Source organism: Cetobacterium sp. 2G large (assembly GCF_014250655.1).
GTDB lineage: Bacteria > Fusobacteriota > Fusobacteriia > Fusobacteriales > Fusobacteriaceae > Cetobacterium_A > Cetobacterium_A somerae.
In genome coordinates this window covers 1,540,156-1,559,399 of the sequence record NZ_JACHTH010000005.1, presented here as the reverse complement: position 1 = coordinate 1,559,399, position 19,244 = coordinate 1,540,156, and the positions used below count along the sequence as shown (strand labels likewise).

The following is a 19,244-nucleotide window of genomic DNA, read 5'->3' as shown; positions in this document are numbered from 1 at the left end:
CTTAAGTTAGTCTTTTTTTGCTAGAAGAAGTATTTAGCTCCAATACTTGCAATAAATAAAGGATCATCATTAACGATAGGAGAATCAGTAACTTCGCTAGAAAACTTCTCTACTCCTAAAATTCCTATGAAAGATACCTTTTCATTGTATTTATATTCAGCTGATAAGTTAGCTCCAATTGAATACGCAGTATCAGCTTTATATTCTCTAGTTAATTTATCATTGCTTGATCTATTAACTTCGTCTGATGTTACACCAAAATAGTAATCTGTGTAATCTCCAGAGAACCCTTTAACATAAATTCCTGGAACTAAAGTAAATTTATCATTGATGTTGTAAGGTCTAAAAGCACTTAATTTTGCTTCAGAACCATGCTCACCAAACTGAACAGAAGCTCCTGTTCTAATTCCAGCAATTCCTGTGTTTAGGTCAGCTCTTAATCCAACCATAGCTTGGAAGTCTCTGTCATCAATATTAGTATATCCATCTCCCATATCTTTAGCTTTAATAGGAAAACCAGCCATAGGATCAAGGAATACAGATAGAGATAGATCTTCACCTTTAAAGAAGAAGTATCCAGGAGTAATTCCTTTAATATAGAAGTTACCATAGTTAACATCTAAAAGGGGTACAGGATAAGCTTTGTCTTCAGCTCCTTTATAGATACTATTAGAAACTCCAACCCCAGCTCCTACGCCATATCTATTCTCTGCCAAAGCCATAGTAGATAAAGTCATGGCTAAAATTCCAAAAATAATTTTTTTCATAATGCTCCTCCAAATATATAGATTTGTAACGGAACAATTATATCATAGAATATATAGTTTTAAAACTAAGTATAATATAGAAATCTAATGCTAAAAGAGGTGTACTTTTTTTCAAAGAACTAAGATTTCAACTATATAGTTACTTTATAGTCTTCTTCTTTAATTAAAACTAACTTATTTATAAAAATAAAGTTACAAATATATCCAAAAACAATTGGTAGAATAATGAACAAAGTAACCACAAGAAGTATATTTTTTAAATTCCAAGAGAGATGATTTAAAGCATTAATTGGTCCAATTAAACCACTAATTCCGAAACCAGCACTAAAAGCAGTTCCTTTAATATTAAATAAAGCTCCTAAAACTCCTAATGTAAAAGCATTAATAACAATAGGGACAATAATAAGGGGATTTTTAACAAAGTTAGCCATTTGTATTTTAGCAGAACCTAAAACAGGCACCAAAGTTATACCAATAGGATTAACCTTAAGTCCAGCAAGAGCAAGACCAAAGGCTGCAGCACAAACTCCAAGGTTTGCAGCACCAGCAGCAATACCACCAAGATTTACAGCAAGGGCTATTCCAACAGTAGAAAATGGTGAAATAATAAGAATAGAAAATATAATTGCTATAATTCCTCCAGTTAAAAGAGGTTGCATTTTAACAACTTCTTCAACAGTAAGACCAATGGCTCCATTGACTTTACTAACATAAGGTAAAAGATTTAAACCAATCCATCCAATAGCAGTTGAAATTAAGATAGGAAGAGCTACCATGCTTAATCCCTTCACTTTATCTCTAAAAAGATAGATAGCTAAAGATGCAATAAATGCTGTAACACCTGCATTAACAACATCACCTGTTCCAGTTAGAACTATATTTCCATTAACAAAAGATACAACACCTGATCCAATAAAAGTGGCAACAGAAACACATATACTTTCTAAAGGAGTGAAGCTTAATTGGTATGAAACTCCAGTTCAAATTGCAAAAGGAAGTAAGCTTGTAGAAATTTTTGTTAGATTTAGTATACTTATTAAATTTAAGCTCTTTGCAATTTCACCAAGAATTGCTGATGGAATAAGAGTAGCAACAATCCCTAAACTCATACCATTTAATATTTTAAACATTAGCTCTTTTATCTTCATTTTTTCACCTTCCCATACTAGTTATTGAATTTTTTTCAATTCTATCAAAAGCTTCTTTTAAAACTTCTAAACTATTAGAACAAGCTATTCTAACTGCTTTATCATCACCAAAAGGCTTTCCAGGAATAACTTTAACTTTTAATTTTTCAAAAAGATAATCTGAATACTCAATAGAATTAAGGTTTGTTTCACTGATATCTATAAAAATATATATTCCACCTTGTGGAGCAAAAGCTTTTAAACCAGAGATATTATTGATTCTATTTAAGCTATATTCAACTCTTTCTTTATATAGAGGAACAACACTATTTTTTACATGTTCTCTATTTTTTAAAGCTGCAAGAGCTGCTCTTTGAGATATGGCTGAAGCACTATAGACAATAACTTCATTTATTTTTCTAATTGTATCTACAATAGCCTTAGGTGCAATATTGTAACCAACTCTCCAACCAGTCATAGCAAAATTTTTAGAAAAGCTACAAACAGAAATAGTTCGTTCCTTCATTCCAGCTAAAGTGTAAATAGGAATAAAACTATTAGAATAATCATAAAAATCATAGATATCATCAGCATATACAAGTAAGTCATGTTTTTGAGCTAACTCACTAACAATCTCTAAACTTTCTAAAGAGTAACAAACTCCTGTAGGATTAGAAGGAGTGTTGATAATAATACCCTTGGTTTTATTAGTAATAGCTTTTTCTAAATCCTCTTTAATAATTTGATAGTTATTTTCAATAGTTGTATGAACAATAACTGGATTGCCTTTAGCTTCTTTTATTTGATCTACATAAACAGGGAAAAATGGTGCAATTACAATAACTTCATCCCCTTCGTTTAACGTGGCTTGTAGAGCTAGATACATACCATGACAAGCTCCTGATAAAACAATAACTTCATCAAGATTAACATTGTAATTATTAAATTCAGTTTTATGATATTTAATAATCTCCTCACGAAGTTCTAAGTCTCCTAAAGGATCAGTATAATGAGTATGACCATTTAGTGCATCTTGAAAAGCTGAATTTATAATGATTTTATCAGTGTGTATATCTAAATCTCCAATTCCTAAATTTATAATTTTGTCTTTTTCTGATTCATCAATACTTTTAAAAGTTGTTTCCTCTTTATTTTGAAATCTTTTAGCTAAAAATTTTGTTCCATTCATCTTAATTACCCCCTATAAATTTCCTTCTAAAATAGCTATAAACTCTTCTCTAGTAAATTCAAGTGGCATTTCACTACCAGCGATAGAGTTTAAAATTTTATTAATAATTTCCTCTTTTTTCTCAAGATACTCATCTTTAATAACTATCTCTTTAAGAGTAGTTGGAAGATTAATCTCTTTATAAAACTTTAAAAGATTATGAAGCTCTTCACAATTACCTTCTAGTTGAAGTTGAATTAATATACCGAAAGCTACTACTTCTCCATGTAAATGTTCCTCTTCCACTCTTTTAATTTTAGTTAAAGCATCAAAAATAGCATGAGCTAGAGCTCCGTTATATTTAAAATCAATAAGATTTGAAACGACTCCAGTTGTAACAAGAATAACTCCAGCTACTTCTTTGAAATCATCATCTACAACTGTTGTAGATAAGGCATGTTTTCCATAATTTAGCATAGTCTCTTTACAAAGATGACTTAATTTCTCTCCCATTGTAGTATTAAAATTTAATCTCTTTCCACGAGCTTTTAAATTCATTTCATAATATTTAGCGAGTGTATCCCCTATTCCAGCCCATAGATATTTTTTAGGAGCAGTGATTAGAGTTTCTAAATTTATAAAGGTTTTATGAGGAGGTCTATTTAAAAAATATAGTTCTTGAAATACATGATTTTCTTCGTACATTACTGAAATATATGAAACTGCAGCACATGTAGAAGCAATAGTGGGGATTGTGAAAAGTGGTAGATCTAATTTATCCATTAGGACTTTTGAAGCATCAATAGATTTACCACCACCGACACCAATTATTAAATCATAAGTGTTATTTTTTAGATTATCTAAAATGGAATTAATAATAGTGTGACAACACTCATTTCCATAGTGAACTAGATGAAATTTTTTTCCTTCTAAAGTTTTTAAAAATTCATTTTTAATTGATAAAAGGGATTTTTCCCCATGAATAACTAAGATATTATTATAGTTTTGAATCTCTTTACCTAAAACATTCCAAGTGTTGCTGTCCATATAAACTTCTGTTAAAATAGATTTTTCCATAAAATTTCCTCCCAGTTCATAAATTTAGATAAAATAAAAAAGCTTTTGGTTTCCCAAAAGCTTTAAATAATAAATCTTTAAAAAGTTAGTTGGGATATAAGCCTATATTTTTTTAATACAAATAGGCTCATATCTATATTTCTAGACATAAACCATAGTTTTAAAATAATACATAAACCAAAACATAGCCCTAACTTTTCTTAAAGACATTTTTAATCTCCTCCAAAATTTTTTTATTTGCATAAATATAACATAAAAAAATAGGGTTGTAAACATTTTTTTGAAAATTTTTTTTTAAAAAAAATAAAATAAAAAAAGATTGACAAAATTATAAAAAATTATTATCATTTTTAAAACATTTATAGCTGGGGGGATTTTATGAAAAGAACATTATTGCTATTAATTATTGTTTCAAATTTTGTCTTTGGAAAAGATGTGTTTAAAATTGGGGCTACTCCAATACCTGCTGGGGAGATTTTAAATGAGGTAAAGGAGGATTTAGCAAAAGAGGGATTAAATATTGAAATTATTGAATTTACAGATTATATAATGCCAAACTTAGCTTTAGCAGATGGATCTTTAGATGCGAACTTTTTTCAACATAAACCATATTTAGCTAATTTTATGAAAGAGAAAAATTTAGATTTGGTTCCTCTAGAGGATATATATGTGCCACCTTTAGGAGCTTATTCTAAGAAATATAAAAGTGTAAATGATTTAAAAGTTGGGGATAAGATAGCTATTCCAAATGATCCAACAAATGCTGGAAGAGCATTGATTTTACTACACAATAATGGAGTAATAAAATTGTCAGATCCTAAAGATCTTATGGCCACAGAGTTTGATATAGTTGAAAATCCTAAAAAGTTAAAGATTGTTTCTCTTCAAGCTGCTCAATTACCAAGATCTTTAGATGATGTGGACTTAGCAGTAATAAATTGTAATTATGCTTTAGATGCAGGATTATCACCTCAGGAAGATTCTTTAATTGTTGAGGGAAAAGAGAGTGCTTATGGAAATGTAGTAGCAGTAAGAAAAGGCGATGAAAATAGTAGAGAAATTGCAACTTTAATGAAAGTTTTAAGGAGTGACAAAGTTAGAAGTTTTATATTAGAGAAGTATAAAGGAGGAATAATTCCTCTATTCTAAACTATTTTGGAGGTCTTTATGAAAAATATATTAAAAGGAATTTTTATAGCATTAATTGCATTGATTATTTTTAGCTGTGGAGAGAAAGAGGAGAAAATTCAAGAGAAAAAAGAGAGAGTTTTTGTAATTGGAACTAATGCAGAATATCCACCATTTGAATATTTAGAAAATGGAAAAGTTGTAGGATTAGATCCAGATATAATTGAAGCTATATTTCAAAAGCTTGGATATCAATATAAGTGGGCTAATATGGAGTTTGGAGGTTTAATATCAGCCCTTCAAACAGGAAAGATAGATATGGTTATAGCTGGTATGAGCATTACTCCAGAAAGAGCTAAGATGGTTCACTTTACATCTCCTTATTTAACTTCAAAGGTAGCATTCATAACAAATAAAAAAAATCCTATAAATGGAATGGATGATTTGGAGAATAAAAAATATGGAGCAGAGTTAGGAACAACAAAAGAGAATACTGCTAAAAATATTTTGGGGTCAACAGTAATACCTTTTCAAAATAATACTTCAGCTTTACTAGCCTTAAAAAATGGTCAAATTGATGGAATTGTTTTAGATGAAAGTGTGGCAGAGGAGTATGTTAAAAACAACTCAGATTTACTATTAATTGGTATTTTAGAAGGAGAACCAAAAGCTATAGCTCTAGGAAAAAATGATAAGGATTATGAGAAAATAAATGAGGCATTAATTCAATTAGTTAATGATGGGACTATTGAAAAATTAAAAGAAAAATATAAAGTTAAATAATTAAAAGGTGGTTTTATTTTATAAGACCACCTTTTTAATTATTCTTTATAAAATTTATTAACTCCTAAACAGAAAGCTTTTTCTTCTAGAATATTTTGAACCTTTGAATTACAATAAAAATCTATAACGAAAACGTTATGATTTATCTTTTCATCACTAATAACAAGATCATATTCATCAAAATTTCTTAATATATTTTTTTTATGAAAAAATGAAGCTTCTAAATCAAATTTTATATCTGGAGCTAGTCTAGTTAAACTTTTTTTAAATAAAGTATAGTGATTTGCATTTATTTCGTTAAAAAGAAACAAAACATTTTTTATGTTGTTAAAATTATCCTCAATTAGAGCTCTTTTTAGAGCAAAAACAATAGAAAATTTATCTGCTAAAAAAAACTCATAAGAATGTTTTTTTGAAATAAAATCCAATTTATCTAAAAGGACTTTTTCATTTTCATTAAAATATGTATTTTTAAAATCTACTATATTATTTTTAAATTTAAATAAAGCGAGATAGATATTATGAAAAAGCATATCTTCTAGCTCTGAGTTTAAATTAGATATTTTAAATTCAGTTTTTAAAATGTGTAAAAACTTTAAGGTTTTTACTTTGTTATCTTTGTCTAAAAAATAGTAATCTAAAATCAAGGTAGTTAAAAAGAAAGTTAATTCATCCTTATATTTAGGATTAAAATCTCTACCATATTTATTAATTAATGATTTTATATGATTAAATTCTTTAGTTTCAATGTAACTTTCATTTCTAAATAGAGATTCTTCAAAAATTTCAGAGCAAATTTCTAAAGAGTATAAAAAAGAAAGTAAAAAATAATTAACAGATATATTAGAAAATTTAAGTATAGGATAAATTTGAGACAATCTAGTTTTAGTGTCAAATTTTTTAATATCCACTAAAAGAGATTTTAATGGAGGAACTAAAATATCCTCTTCAATAAAAAGCTTCATAAGCTTTCGATGAAAGTTTTTTTTGTCAGTAAGGCTCAGTTCAGTTATTAAAAGTCCCTTTCCATGAAGATACTCATAGCGAGTCCCATTTTTTGAAAACTCATCTTTAACACTTTGAAAGCATCGAAGAATAGTGCTTCTCGACAATTCTAAAATCTCTTTTTCCCTTTCTAAATTTAAAAATCCATAAGCAATAAATTTAATATAAAGATAATCAACTCTTTCCTCAACAGTTAAAACGTTAAAATTATCAAAGAGTATTTCCCATTGTTTTTTAGTGAGTGGTAAATAAAAAATATCCTCTTTTTTTTCAATTTTAGGTAAATCAATAGATTCTAAAAAATCATTAATTTGTGAAATCGTTTTTAGAATAGCGTTTTTTTCAACTTTTAAATACAGATGCATATCTTCTATTGACATCTCAGTTTGAGATAAAATTTTTAAAACATTAGCAGCTGTTGTATTCATTTAATCACCTCCGACATTTATAGTTTAACATATATTTTAAAGGAACAGAACATAAAAAAGAACACTTAGAAAGTGTTCTTAAATATTTAAATAGTGTTTAATTTATTTAATCCACTTGTTAAAGCATGATTTTCTAAAATACTGTGGATATTGATAGTGTTATAGTACTCAACAACTTTTACATTAGGCACAATATTACTATCGCTAATAATTATATCATAGTTTTTATGATTTTGTATAATATCTTTTTTATGAAAAAAAGTTGCTTCAACATCAAATATTATATTTGGGTAGAATTTTTTCAAAGATTTTTTAAATACAATTTGATCAACGGCAACGACTTCATTGAAAAGTAAAAGAACACTTTTTATATTTGAAAAATTTTCGTCCATAAGAATTCTTCTGATAACATATACAATCATAAATTTATCTACTAAATAAAGAGTATACGAAGACTTATTTAAAATTTCATCTAATTTATTTAAAATTATTTTATGTGGTTTATTGAAAGAAACATTAATAATTTTTACAATTTTATTATTATATTTAAAAAATGAAAGATATAACTTATTAAATAACATTTTCTCAAGATCTTTATTTGAGATTTTTATTTGAAATGTTTTTTTAATAGATTCTATTAAATTAAAACAAATATTTTTAATGTCATCTTCTAAAATACCATTTTCAAAATAAAGAGATGTTAAAAAGTGAGTTAGTTGATTTTTAAAATCATTATTAAAATCATCTCCAAATATAGTTATACTTTTTTCAATCTCTTTAAATTTATCTAAATTTAAGTTTGAATCATTAATAAAATTAAAACCACCAAAGATGTGGATACAAACTTCTAAAGAGCATATAAAAGAAAGTAAAAAATAGTTTATAGAAATACCTGAATTTTTAAGTATAGGGTAAAGTTGAGAAAGCCTTTTTTTTGTATCAAAAAGTTTAATAGAGTTTAAAAGTTCTCTCCTTGCAGGAACTAAAGTATCTTCTTCAATAAAAAATTTCATAAGTTTTTTATAGAATAAAATTTTATCTTTTTTTGATAGTTTTTTTAATACTAGACCTTTGCCGTGATAATATTCATAGGTAGTACCATTTTTAGAAAAATCATCTTTAACAACTTGAAAAGATCTTAAAATAGTGCTACGAGAAATATCTAAAATTTCTTTTTCCTTTTCTAAATTTAAAAACCCAGTAGAGATAAATTTAATAAATAAGTAGTCAATCTTTTCATCTGCAGTCAAAGTTGTAAAGTTTTCAAATAAAAATTTCAATTCATGAGGCATCAATTTTAAAAAATAGAAATTATCATTTTTTGAAATAATAGGTAAATTGATTGAAGCTAAAAAATCATTAAGCTGTGAAATTGTTTTAATGATAGAATTTTTTTCCACGTTTAAATACAGTTGCATATCTTCAATAGAAATCTCAGTTTGAGATAATAGTTTTAAAATATTAGCAGCTGTTGTATTCATTTAATCACCCCCGACATTAATAGTTTATCATATATAGATATATATTAAAATAGAAGTGAATGAAAAAAATAGATATGATTATATACCACTTTTGCTTCTATAAAAAGAAAAAATGGAATATTTAATTTATAAATTATATATGATATTATTAGAGCATATAAGAAATTAATTAAATTTCAAAAAGGATTATAAACACGGAGGGGAATAAAGAAATGACAAAAGGTACTGTAAAATGGTTTAACAAAGAGAAAGGATTTGGATTTGTAACTTGTGAGGAAGGAAAAGATTACTTTGTACATTTTTCTGGAATTATAGGAGATGGATTCAGATTTTTAGAAGAGGGGCAAAATGTATCTTTCAGAGTTGAAAGTGGAGATAAAGGGCCTTTAGCAAAAGAAGTTCAAGCAAACTAATACCTAATCCTAATAATATATAAAGGACGGAGATGTTCCGTCTTTTTTATTTGTAATTGTTTTTGTATAGAGCATTTTGTAAAAAAAACATTGCATAAAATGGTAAAAATAGGATATAATTAGAGTACAAAATTATATGGCAAACTATGAGAAATCATAGGACGCAAAGCTATAGGGCCTGTAAAATGGTAGCCAGTTGCACTTATCTTTTAAATTGAGGGATAAGTGTTTTTTTTTTGAAAGAATAAGTTAAAAAAAGGAAAAAGAGATAATGTCTATAATAGTATATATAGATAAAATCTATTAGGGGTGTTGTATTATGTGTAAAACAGAAATAAAAAAAGAGTTAGGGAAATATCATATTAATTACACACATGAGAGGATTTTAAGAAGAATAAATGAGAACCCAGGAATAACTATGTGTGAATTAACTAAGGGATTGGATTTGTCAAAGGGATCAGTTTCGCTTTGTATAAAAAGATTAGAAGAAGAAAATTTGATTCAAAAATATGGAACGTTTGATGATAAAAGAGTTTTTAGACTTCATCCAACAAAAATAGGAAAAGATTTATGTAGTAAAATTAAATTAATACAAATATTAAAAATATAACCTCTGTGTAAGTTTTTCTACAGAGGTTATTTTTATTATATTGGTAAAGGATAATATTTAATAAAAGGATAGTTAGAATTTAAATTTAAATTTTCAAAAGTTATTACTAAAGAAACTTCTTCGTGTAAAAGATAAGTATCTAACTCATAATATTTAATAAAATGAGATATATGTATATTTTCTTTTAAAAGAAAAAGATTTTTAATAACAGGATGTAAAAATCTAGGAAGATCTCTAAAAACAACTATTGTATTTGTAACTTCTGAAAAAGTGTTTTTATTTAAATTTAAAAGATAAAGAAAAATAATATTTGAAAATTGAATATTAAAATAAGTTTTTCTTAATTCAAGAAATAGATGATAACATTCATTTTTTGCTTTAATATTTAAATTTAAACTAAGAAATGAAAGATCATGCATTGATAAAAAAGAGCTTTCTTTACTTGCAATATGAATTCGATTACTAAATTTTTCAAAATAACTTTTTTGAAAACAGTTTATAGATATAAATTTAGAAAAGAGCTTTATAAGTCTCTGAGACTCTTTATCCAAAGATACATTTGTTTCTTTTAAAATTCCAGCACAAAATTTTAAAGTTAAAATAAAAACATTTATATTCTTTAAAGGAAATTTTCCCAAAGTTGAAGTTTTGAAAAAAGTATATGCTTTTTCAATATGTTTTAAAGAAAAAATATCGGAGAAATATTTTTTAAACTCTTCTAGAGATAGCGTAGAGATATCTTCAGAACAATTTTCATCTAAATATACTCTGTATATACTGCATAAAAGTTTTTTATTGTTAGCAAAGATATCTAAATCAAAAGCATAAAGAAAATAATCTATTTCATGAGTAGTTTTTTCAGATATTTTTTGTTGAAAAAAATTAAAATAATCTTCAGCCATTAAAAGTGGTAACTCTTCAAATTCAACTAAAAATTTAAAAAAATATGAAAGAAAGCAATTTTTAATATTATTAATATCTCCTAAAATACTAACCCCTTTACTAGGAATACTACAAATATTTAAATTATAAAATTCTAAGGATTTTTTTACAGAGATTAAATCAGCGCTTAATGTTCTTCTAGATATATTAAAAATAGAAGATAAGGTATTTAGATTTAAATTTATGTTTAAATCATAATGTCTTAGCAAAACTAAAATAATATAAAATATCCGATCTTCTTTAGCAAAAGTCTGTTGTTGCTTTAAAATTTTAAAAAGAGATTCATTATTTATAATCTCATTAACCATATTTTGTAATAAAATATTTTGTTTTTTATTTCCTATAAACTGATAAATTTGTTTTATATATAAAATAACATTTTGTTTATTCATTCTTAAGAAGTTACAAATAAAATCTATATTTTTATCAGGAATAAAATTTAATAATTTATATATTCTGATATGATTAGCATTAATATTTATTTTCATTTTATTATTCCCTTCTTTAATTAGATACTATTAATATAGTATATCATCTATATATAAAAAATTAAATCAAAAGGATACAATTTTTTATTTATAAGAAAAATTTTCAAGAGCTTTATCAAAAATATAACCATAAATAGCTGAAAGAACTTGCATAGAATTAAAACTATTTACTACAATTGTTTTTGAATTTAAACTAGGTTCATCACTTAAAATCAAATCATATTTATTTTCATAATTCTCTGGATTTAATTTATAAAAAAAAGTTGGTTCTATATGAAAATTAAACTTTTTGTTATGATTGTATAAAGAATCTTTTAAATGATTATCATCTAAAATGATAACTTCATTAAAAAGTAATAAAATATTTTTTAATGAATCTTTATTATGTTCAATAATTATTTTTACAATGATTTGTATAATTGAGATTTTATCACAAAAAAATAGATTTAAGTTATATTTTTTTAAAATATTATCTAATATATTTAATAAAGTTTTTTCTTTATTAGTTATAGTAGAACTTTTAACTTTAAAGATATGATTTTCATATTTAAAAATAGAAAAACAAATTTTTTTTAATAACATTTTTTCTAAAAATGGATTTAAATTATTTAAATTAAATTTTTCTTTTACCTCTTCAATAGTTTTAAAAGCTTTTTCTAAAGTACTTGGTTCAAAATTTATTTCATCTCTTTTTAAAGAGATTATAAAATAAAATATTTGCTGTTGGTATAAGGCATCATAATCTTTTAAATTTGATTTAATAATATTTTCAATATCAGAAAAATCTTTATACTCATAGTCTTTTTTAAAATTAAATCCTCCAAAAACTTTTATACAAATATTTAGCGAACATAAAAAAGATATAATAAAATGTGTTGTTGGTAGATTTAGAGCTTTAAAAATCCTATATAAATGGTTGAGTAATTTATTAATATTGTAGTCTTCAATTAAGTCTATTATGAAAATAGAATGATTTAATGAGAAATCACATTTTATAAAAAATTTAATTAACTTTTTAGAGAAAATATTTTTATCAGTTTGAGATAAAAAAGTTAATTTGAGTCCTCTTCCAACGATATATTCATACTGCGATCCATTGGTTTCTAATGTTTTTTTGATATCATTAAAATATCTGATAATGGAACTTCTAGATATATTTAATCTTTCCTTTTCAGATTCTAAATTGATAAAACCATTATGTATAAATTTAAGATAAAGATAATCTACAATTTCATCACTAGTTATAAAATCCTTTCTTCGAAAAAGATTTTCCCATTGAGATTTAGAAAGTTTTAAAGAATAAATACCTTCATTTAAGGTTATTAATGGAAGATTTTCATCCTTTAGAAAAGAGTTGATAGAATTGATATTTTTGTAAATAGATTTTTTCTCTAAATTTAAATAGAGAGAAAGTTCCTCTAAAGAAAAGTCCCCTTGAGAGAAAAGTGTTAAAATATTAATGTTTGTTGTATTGATTTGAATCACCCCCATCTTAACTTATATCACGAAAAAAAGATAAAGAAAATATGAAGAATTTTAAAAAATAAGAGAAAAGTGTTATAAAAATTTTCTACAAATAAAAAAGATAGTTATAAAAATTACAACTATCTTTATAAAAGTTAATTTTAAAATGATGGTGGATTTGAAACCCAAAGAATTTTAGCACTACCTTTTCTACAATTAGATAAATAGTGATTTTTACTAAACTATATAAAAACTCAATTAGAAGAAAAATAAATTTGGAGATATAAAAGAGATTTTGCTAAGATATATTATAGAAAACTATAATAGGGAGGCAAAATTGAAAAAATTACTAGGAATAATGGTTTTTCTTTTAGGAACATTAGTTTTTGGAGCTAATGAGGATCAAAAGGTTATTTTAAAATTAGTTAATAGGGAAAGAGTTAGTAGAGGATTAAGTCCTATGAAGTTAAATTCAAAATTAAATAAACTAGCTAAAATAAAATCTGATGATATGTATAAAAATAGATACTTTAGTCATAACTCTCCTGTTTACGGGACACCTTTTGATTTAATGAAAAAGCATAGGGTAGATTATATGACTGCTGGAGAGAATATAGCAAAAGGTCAAAATACACCAGAATATGTTATGAAATCATGGATGGATTCTCCAGGACATAGAAAAAATATTTTAAATCCAAGATTTAAAGAGATGGGAGTCTCAAGAGATGAATATGGAAATAATATCTGGACACAAATGTTTATAGGAAGTTAATGAAATAGGTTATAGTGAGTTAATCGCTATAATCTATTTTTTTATTGTTTCAACATTTATAATATGAAAAATAACACCTACAAGGATAAGTAAAAGTAAAATTTTACCAATGATAAAGGGCATAAAAAACATTCCTAATGTCATCCCAAAAATTGTGGATAATATAGCAATAATCTTATTTTTTTTAGTAATTCCCTTATTAACTCTATAATCTTTTAAATGCTCACCAAAATATTTATTATTAAGCAACCAGTTATAGAATTTCTCTGAACTTTTTTCAAAAAAATACGCAGCAACTAATATAAAAGGCACAGTTGGAATTATAGGTAAAAATGCTCCAATGATACCAAATCCTAAAAATAGGAAACCTAAAAATGTAAAAATCTTTTTCTTCATGCAAAAAGCCTCCAGATAAAAAGTTTTCATAAGGATTTAAAAATAAATATAGTATAATACATAAAAGAAAAAAATAATAGGGAGGAAGTTATGATTTTAGGAATAGTATTTATAGTTTTGTTAGTTATTTTAATTGGTTATATTATAGGAGTGTACAATAAGTTAGTTAAAGAAAGAAACTTTGTGGATGAGGCTTTTTCAACAATTGATGCATACTTAAAGAAGAGATATGACTTAATACCAAATTTAGTAGAAACTGTAAAGGGATATAAAAATTATGAAGGTAGTACATTAGAGGCTGTAATAGCAGCAAGAAACAGATATATGACTGCTACAACTCCAGAAGAAAAAATAGAAAACGAAAATATGATAACAGGTGCTTTAGGAAAATTATTTGCTTTAACAGAAAATTATCCTGAATTAAAAGCAAATGAAAACTTTATGAAGTTACAAAGTGAATTAGTAGCAATAGAGGAAGATATTTTGCAAGCAAGAAAATATTATAATGGTAGTGTTAGAGTTTATAATACAATGTGTGAAACATTTCCAAGCGTTATAGTGGCTAATAACTTTGGATTTAAGAAATATCCATTCTTTAAAGTTGAAAATGAAGAGGAAAGACAAAATGTTAAAGTTCAGTTTTAGCCTATTTTTTCTTTTAGTTACAACTATTTTTGCAGATGCAGGATATATAATTGATAACTATAAAGTAAATGTAAAAATAGATGATAAAAATATCTACAGTGTTGATGAAAATATAAGAGTGGATTTTTTACAGCCAAGACGAGGAATATATAGAATAATTCCAGAGGAGTTTAATGGAAAAGAGATAAAGGTTACAAATATAAAGACGAATGTTCAAACTGTTGCAAAAGATGAAGGGAATTACATCTACTTGAGATTAGGAGATCCAAATAGATATTTGACAGGAATAAAAGATTATATAATAAAATATACCTATAATATAGGTTGGGATAGAAACTCTAGTTATGATGAAGTTTATTATAATCTAATTGGAAATGATTGGGATACGACTATAAAAAAGGTTGAATTTACTATAGAACTACCTAAAAGTTTTGATAGTAATAAAGTGAATTTTACTCTAGGAAAGTATGGTAGTACAGATACTAATGGGGTTAAATGGAACGTAAATGGAAACATAATAAGTGGTTATACAACAGTAGATTTAAATCCAAAGGAGAGCGTAACGATAGCTTTACCGTTGCCAGAGGGATATTTTAATTTTAGAGATCAAAAAATAACTTATTATATATTTAAGGGTGTTTTATATCTAATATACCTTTTTATTCCAGGAATGGCATTTGGACTTTTAAAAAAATATAAAGATAGAGATAGTGTTATCCAAACGGTTGAATTTTATCCTCCTGATAATCTTACACCAACAGAAATAGGATATTATATAGATGGAATTATACATTCTAAAGATTTAACAAGTTTAATTTTTTATTGGGCTAATAAAGGTTATTTAAAAATTAATGAGTTGAAAAAAGGTGGGTTATTTACAAAGGATGAATTTGAAATAGAATTCTTAAAAGATAAAATAGAAACAGAAAAAGAGTTTGAAAAATATATGTACAATGCTCTATCTGCTTATAAGAATTCATCAAATAAATTAAATATTAAAGATTTAAGAAATAGATTTTATAAACACATTGATAAAGCAGCAGAAATTTTAGAGATAGATTTAATTATGAGTAAAAAAACTTTATATAGCTCTAAAAGCTTAAGAGCTGGTGGGAGTGTTAGAACATCTATTTTATTCATAATAGCTGCTAGTTTTGGATACTTTTATTATTTTGGTACAAGTGCAGGAATAGATACAGCAATCACTATTATATTAGGTGGGTTATCAGTATTAGTGACCTTAGCTATAAGTGGTAAAATAAAAAGTAGAACACAATACGGAAACGAAATTTTAGGAAAAATACTCGGCTTTAAAAGATTTTTAGAAACAGCAGAGAAAAGAAAATTAGAGATGTTATTAGAAGAAAATCCAAGTTATTTTTATAATATACTTCCTTATACAATTGTATTGGGAGTTAGTAGTATTTGGGCAGATAAATTTAAAGATCTTGTAGTTGAACCTCCTCAGTGGTACGGCGGTTCTAGTATGGGGAATGCATTTGTATTAGGTGCTTTCATGGGAAGCTTTAATAACTCTTTGTCTGCTTTTAATGATACAATGTTATCCGCTCCAAAGGCTCCAAGTAATTTTGGTGGAGGTAGTTCATCTATGGGTGGAGGTTCATCAGGAGGTGGAGCTGGTGGAGGTGGAGGCGGAAGCTGGTAAAAAACATTAGTAGAAACCAGAGTATTAAATTGACCCTTTTAGTAGGATTTGATATAATAAAAGTCTATTTATAAAAAAGTGGGAGGATGGATGCTAAAGGTTTTTATATTGTGTTTTCTTTTGACTCAAATTTTATTAGCTGCTGGTTATATACCTAAAAATATTAAAGAGGAAAAAGTTCTAGAAAGTTATAGAGAACATCAACTAGTTTTAGGTTTAAAAACATCAGATTTTGACAATACTATTATAGATAATCAATCATTAAACACTATAATAGAGGATTTATTTAAAAATTATTTAGGTTTGAATGTACAAATAGTAAAAGGGAATTGGAATGAATTACTAGCAATGTACAATAGAAAAGAGATTGATATTTTAGGGTCTGTTACTCAAAGTGAGGAAAGAAAAGAAAACAGTGTATTTAGTCTACCTTTGTATGATGACTCAATCTATTTAGCTACTTCAAATACAGAAAAATATGATTTAAAAGATTTGAAAAATTTAAATGAAAAAGATATTTATGTTACTAAAAATTCAATTTATACAGGATATTTGAAAAAGTTTTTAAGAGGCAATGATATAAAAGTTAATATAGTTGAAGTTGAAGATAGCTTTTTAGAGCAAGATAAAATATTTTTAACATCTAAATATAATATAAGAGGATGGGAAAATATTATTAAAATTGGTTATCTTCCGGATATATCAATAGGGTTACAAAAGAGATTAAATGATTTAGCAGCAATAGTAAATAATGCTCTTTTAGAGAAATATCAAGGTGATATTACAAAATATTTAGAAAAGCAATCTAATGTAATATATAAAAATAAGTTTTTAGAATCGCTAACACTAGAGGAGAGAGAGTACTTAAATAATCTTTCTCAAGTTACAATAGCTTTAGAACCAAATAATACATTAAGCTATTATTCAAAAGATTTAAAAAGATTTGTAGGTGTTATTCCGTTTTTTATAGAAAAATTTTCTAAAAGAACAGGCATAAATTTTAAAATAATAAATGATCGAAATAATAATTGGAATAATATATATAATGATTTTTTAAAGAAAAAAATTCGAGTAGTCCCATTACCAGAAAATAAAGAATGGAATGATGATATAATATTTACAGAACCAATATATAAGCCAACACTATATAAAGTCTCTAGTTTTTTCTCACATAATACTAAGATAGGAGTAGTAAGAGGATCAATAGAGGAGAGTTTTGTACAAGAATATTATTTGAAAAACGATATTTTATTTTTTAAAAGTTATGATGAATTAGAAAAAGCATTGAATAGTTATATAATAAATGCAGCTTTTTTATTTGATATTAATAAAATGGATACAAGTAAGTTTAAAGTTGATGAATTTATGGAGATTCCAATATCTTTAGGGTTATATAAAAGCGATGAGATATTAAAAAAGATAATAAATAAAGGTATAAAAAATGGATTAAGTTTAAAAAAGTTAGAAGAAGAAGCAGATATAATGAAAAAGCAAGAAGCTTTTAATGAGTATCAGCACTTTCAATTAACAAATAAGATACTGTATTTATTGTTAGCTATTTCTACAATATTCGTAATGATCTCTATTTATAAAATACTTTTAAATCACAAAATGACAAAAGAACTAAAAAAAGATTTAATTACAACTCTTCCAAATAGAATTGAATTCTTGAATTTTATTAATGAAAAAAAAGATATGAAGGGATTTGCCGTAGTAGTAGATATCAATAATTTTAAAGAGCTAAATGATAAATATGGTCAAAGCTCAGGAGATGATATACTAAGAATTGTAGCAGATAAACTAAAAAGAATATTTAAAAATCAAAATATTTTTAGAGTTTCAGGAGATGAGTTTTATATTTTTAGTGAAGATGAGTTTTTAATCGAAAGGTTAGAACGATTAAAAAAAGAGATGCACTCTTTAAAATTAAGTTATCAAGTAGATTTAAGCATTGGTTTTTATAAAAACAATAATAAAGATTTAGAAACTGCTTTTAAATATGGGTATATGGCTATGGAAGATGTAAAGAAAAAAAATAATTTTTATTATATTGAAGCTACTGAGGATTTAATAAAGAAAAAAGAGAGAGAGTATTCGATAAAATCACTATTAAGAAATAAAAATTTAAAAGGGTTATATGGCGTATATCAACCAAAATTTAGTATAAAAAGTAAGGAAATTATCGGAGCAGAAGCTTTAGCGAGATGGAGTGATGAAAAGTTAGGTTTTATATCACCTGGAGAGTTTATACCAATTGCAGAAGAGATTAATTTAATACATTTAATTGATTATAAAATAGCAAGTGATGCTATAAATTTTGTAAAAAATTTAAAAGAAAATGGCTATATAAACGATAATTTTAAAATGTCTTTTAATCTATCTATGAAATCTCTTGAAAGAGACGATGTAGTATCTGTAATTAAAAATTTACTAAAAGAAAATGGTATTTCAGGGGACTATATGGAGATTGAAATAACAGAGTCTATATTTTCAACAAATTTAAAAACAACTTTGGAAAAAATAAATGAATTAAAAAAAATAAACATATCATTTTCAATGGATGACTTTACAGCAGGACACTCCACTGTAAGTTTGTTACCACTAATACCTTTAGATATAATAAAATTTGATAAAGGTATTTTAGATGCTATAGGAACTAAAGGAGATTTAGTTGCATCGAATATATATATGGCTTTAGTAGGACTTATAAAGGATTTAAATCTTAAAATTGTATCAGAAGGAATAGAAACAAAGTTACAACTAGAATTTTTAGAAAAAGCGAATGTTGATATTGGACAAGGATATATTTTTAGTAAACCTATAGAAGACCTGGAATTTATAAAGAAGTTAACAAAAAAAAATACAGGCTCTTAATAGAGACCTG

General features: G+C 25.5%; 16 protein-coding genes, 1 pseudogene and 1 riboswitch. Of the genes and pseudogenes, 8 read left to right on the top strand and 9 right to left on the bottom strand.

Annotated elements, in window-relative coordinates; translation table 11 throughout:
• Positions 1 to 20 precede the first annotated feature (20 nt).
• From H5J23_RS10215 to H5J23_RS10195, 4 genes and pseudogenes are all read right to left on the bottom strand, one after another.
• A complete protein-coding gene (locus tag H5J23_RS10215; RefSeq protein WP_185892011.1) occupies positions 21 to 767 on the bottom strand; it encodes a MipA/OmpV family protein in 747 nt (248 codons plus the stop codon).
• A 131-nt stretch (positions 768 to 898) separates the two neighbouring features.
• A pseudogene (locus H5J23_RS10210) lies at positions 899 to 1,897 on the bottom strand (PTS sugar transporter subunit IIC).
• 22 nt (positions 1,898 to 1,919) lie between these two features.
• Positions 1,920 to 3,083, bottom strand: coding sequence for an aminotransferase class I/II-fold pyridoxal phosphate-dependent enzyme (locus H5J23_RS10200; RefSeq protein ID WP_185892008.1), 1,164 nt, complete (start codon positions 3,081 to 3,083; stop codon positions 1,920 to 1,922).
• Between the two features lie 12 nt (positions 3,084 to 3,095).
• Positions 3,096 to 4,139 (bottom strand): iron-containing alcohol dehydrogenase family protein, encoded by a 1,044-nt coding sequence (locus tag H5J23_RS10195; protein ID WP_185892006.1) that lies wholly within the window; start codon positions 4,137 to 4,139, stop codon positions 3,096 to 3,098.
• Between the two features lie 378 nt (positions 4,140 to 4,517).
• Here H5J23_RS10195 and H5J23_RS10190 point away from each other — a divergent pair, with 378 nt between their 5' ends.
• Entirely contained in the window at positions 4,518 to 5,288 is a 771-nt protein-coding gene (locus H5J23_RS10190) for a MetQ/NlpA family ABC transporter substrate-binding protein (protein WP_185892004.1), read from the top strand.
• 18 nt (positions 5,289 to 5,306) lie between these two features.
• The gene (locus tag H5J23_RS10185; protein ID WP_185892003.1) at positions 5,307 to 6,050 is read left to right on the top strand and encodes a transporter substrate-binding domain-containing protein; all 744 of its coding nucleotides are present in this window, start codon (positions 5,307 to 5,309) and stop codon (positions 6,048 to 6,050) included.
• Between the two features lie 38 nt (positions 6,051 to 6,088).
• Here H5J23_RS10185 and H5J23_RS10180 read toward each other — a convergent pair whose 3' ends face one another.
• Both H5J23_RS10180 and H5J23_RS10175 read right to left on the bottom strand, forming a co-directional pair.
• Positions 6,089 to 7,483: a hypothetical protein gene (locus tag H5J23_RS10180; protein WP_185892001.1), complete on the bottom strand. Its 1,395-nt coding sequence runs from the start codon at positions 7,481 to 7,483 to the stop codon at positions 6,089 to 6,091.
• Positions 7,484 to 7,569: 86 nt separating this feature from the next.
• A complete protein-coding gene (locus tag H5J23_RS10175) occupies positions 7,570 to 8,964 on the bottom strand; it encodes a hypothetical protein (RefSeq protein WP_185891999.1) in 1,395 nt (464 codons plus the stop codon).
• 212 nt (positions 8,965 to 9,176) lie between these two features.
• Here H5J23_RS10175 and H5J23_RS10170 point away from each other — a divergent pair, with 212 nt between their 5' ends.
• A complete protein-coding gene (locus H5J23_RS10170; RefSeq protein ID WP_023052283.1) occupies positions 9,177 to 9,377 on the top strand; it encodes a cold-shock protein in 201 nt (66 codons plus the stop codon).
• Between the two features lie 128 nt (positions 9,378 to 9,505).
• Positions 9,506 to 9,581, top strand: a riboswitch (cyclic di-GMP riboswitch).
• A 115-nt stretch (positions 9,582 to 9,696) separates the two neighbouring features.
• A complete protein-coding gene (locus H5J23_RS10165) occupies positions 9,697 to 9,987 on the top strand; it encodes a winged helix-turn-helix transcriptional regulator (protein WP_023052284.1) in 291 nt (96 codons plus the stop codon).
• A 35-nt stretch (positions 9,988 to 10,022) separates the two neighbouring features.
• On the opposite strand, the gene H5J23_RS10160 is transcribed toward H5J23_RS10165, so the two are convergent.
• Positions 10,023 to 11,417 (bottom strand): hypothetical protein, encoded by a 1,395-nt coding sequence (locus tag H5J23_RS10160; protein ID WP_185891997.1) that lies wholly within the window; start codon positions 11,415 to 11,417, stop codon positions 10,023 to 10,025.
• A gap of 84 nt (positions 11,418 to 11,501) precedes the next feature.
• Positions 11,502 to 12,902: a hypothetical protein gene (locus H5J23_RS10155; protein ID WP_185891995.1), complete on the bottom strand. Its 1,401-nt coding sequence runs from the start codon at positions 12,900 to 12,902 to the stop codon at positions 11,502 to 11,504.
• A 316-nt stretch (positions 12,903 to 13,218) separates the two neighbouring features.
• Here H5J23_RS10155 and H5J23_RS10150 point away from each other — a divergent pair, with 316 nt between their 5' ends.
• Positions 13,219 to 13,653 carry a CAP domain-containing protein gene (locus H5J23_RS10150; RefSeq protein WP_185891994.1) on the top strand — a complete coding sequence of 145 codons (435 nt, stop codon included), beginning with the start codon at positions 13,219 to 13,221 and terminating at the stop codon, positions 13,651 to 13,653.
• 33 nt (positions 13,654 to 13,686) lie between these two features.
• Here H5J23_RS10150 and H5J23_RS10145 read toward each other — a convergent pair whose 3' ends face one another.
• On the bottom strand, positions 13,687 to 14,049 hold the full coding sequence (locus tag H5J23_RS10145; protein WP_023050678.1) for a YbaN family protein: 363 nt from the start codon (positions 14,047 to 14,049) through the stop codon (positions 13,687 to 13,689).
• 90 nt (positions 14,050 to 14,139) lie between these two features.
• Here H5J23_RS10145 and H5J23_RS10140 point away from each other — a divergent pair, with 90 nt between their 5' ends.
• The 3 genes from H5J23_RS10140 to H5J23_RS10130 all read left to right on the top strand — a co-directional run bounded on the left by H5J23_RS10140 (position 14,140) and on the right by H5J23_RS10130 (position 19,234).
• Entirely contained in the window at positions 14,140 to 14,694 is a 555-nt protein-coding gene (locus H5J23_RS10140) for a LemA family protein (RefSeq protein WP_185891992.1), read from the top strand.
• Positions 14,675 to 16,360, top strand: coding sequence for a DUF2207 domain-containing protein (locus tag H5J23_RS10135; RefSeq protein ID WP_185891991.1), 1,686 nt, complete (start codon positions 14,675 to 14,677; stop codon positions 16,358 to 16,360). The genes H5J23_RS10140 and H5J23_RS10135 overlap by 20 nt, the downstream gene beginning before the upstream one ends.
• A 90-nt stretch (positions 16,361 to 16,450) precedes the next feature.
• A complete protein-coding gene (locus tag H5J23_RS10130; RefSeq protein ID WP_185891989.1) occupies positions 16,451 to 19,234 on the top strand; it encodes an EAL domain-containing protein in 2,784 nt (927 codons plus the stop codon).
• Positions 19,235 to 19,244: the final 10 nt, after the last annotated feature.

What these genes read in the sequence shown, in the direction of transcription:
- H5J23_RS10215 (WP_185892011.1), bottom strand. Translation starts at nt 767, where the DNA reads ATGAAAAAAATTATTTTTGGAATTTTAGCCATGACTTTATCTACTATG.
- H5J23_RS10200 (WP_185892008.1), bottom strand. Translation starts at nt 3,083, where the DNA reads ATGAATGGAACAAAATTTTTAGCTAAAAGATTTCAAAATAAAGAGGAA.
- H5J23_RS10195 (WP_185892006.1), bottom strand. Translation starts at nt 4,139, where the DNA reads ATGGAAAAATCTATTTTAACAGAAGTTTATATGGACAGCAACACTTGG.
- H5J23_RS10190 (WP_185892004.1), top strand. Translation starts at nt 4,518, where the DNA reads ATGAAAAGAACATTATTGCTATTAATTATTGTTTCAAATTTTGTCTTT.
- H5J23_RS10185 (WP_185892003.1), top strand. Translation starts at nt 5,307, where the DNA reads ATGAAAAATATATTAAAAGGAATTTTTATAGCATTAATTGCATTGATT.
- H5J23_RS10180 (WP_185892001.1), bottom strand. Translation starts at nt 7,483, where the DNA reads ATGAATACAACAGCTGCTAATGTTTTAAAAATTTTATCTCAAACTGAG.
- H5J23_RS10175 (WP_185891999.1), bottom strand. Translation starts at nt 8,964, where the DNA reads ATGAATACAACAGCTGCTAATATTTTAAAACTATTATCTCAAACTGAG.
- H5J23_RS10170 (WP_023052283.1), top strand. Translation starts at nt 9,177, where the DNA reads ATGACAAAAGGTACTGTAAAATGGTTTAACAAAGAGAAAGGATTTGGA.
- H5J23_RS10165 (WP_023052284.1), top strand. Translation starts at nt 9,697, where the DNA reads ATGTGTAAAACAGAAATAAAAAAAGAGTTAGGGAAATATCATATTAAT.
- H5J23_RS10160 (WP_185891997.1), bottom strand. Translation starts at nt 11,417, where the DNA reads ATGAAAATAAATATTAATGCTAATCATATCAGAATATATAAATTATTA.
- H5J23_RS10145 (WP_023050678.1), bottom strand. Translation starts at nt 14,049, where the DNA reads ATGAAGAAAAAGATTTTTACATTTTTAGGTTTCCTATTTTTAGGATTT.
- H5J23_RS10140 (WP_185891992.1), top strand. Translation starts at nt 14,140, where the DNA reads ATGATTTTAGGAATAGTATTTATAGTTTTGTTAGTTATTTTAATTGGT.
- H5J23_RS10135 (WP_185891991.1), top strand. Translation starts at nt 14,675, where the DNA reads ATGTTAAAGTTCAGTTTTAGCCTATTTTTTCTTTTAGTTACAACTATT.
- H5J23_RS10130 (WP_185891989.1), top strand. Translation starts at nt 16,451, where the DNA reads ATGCTAAAGGTTTTTATATTGTGTTTTCTTTTGACTCAAATTTTATTA.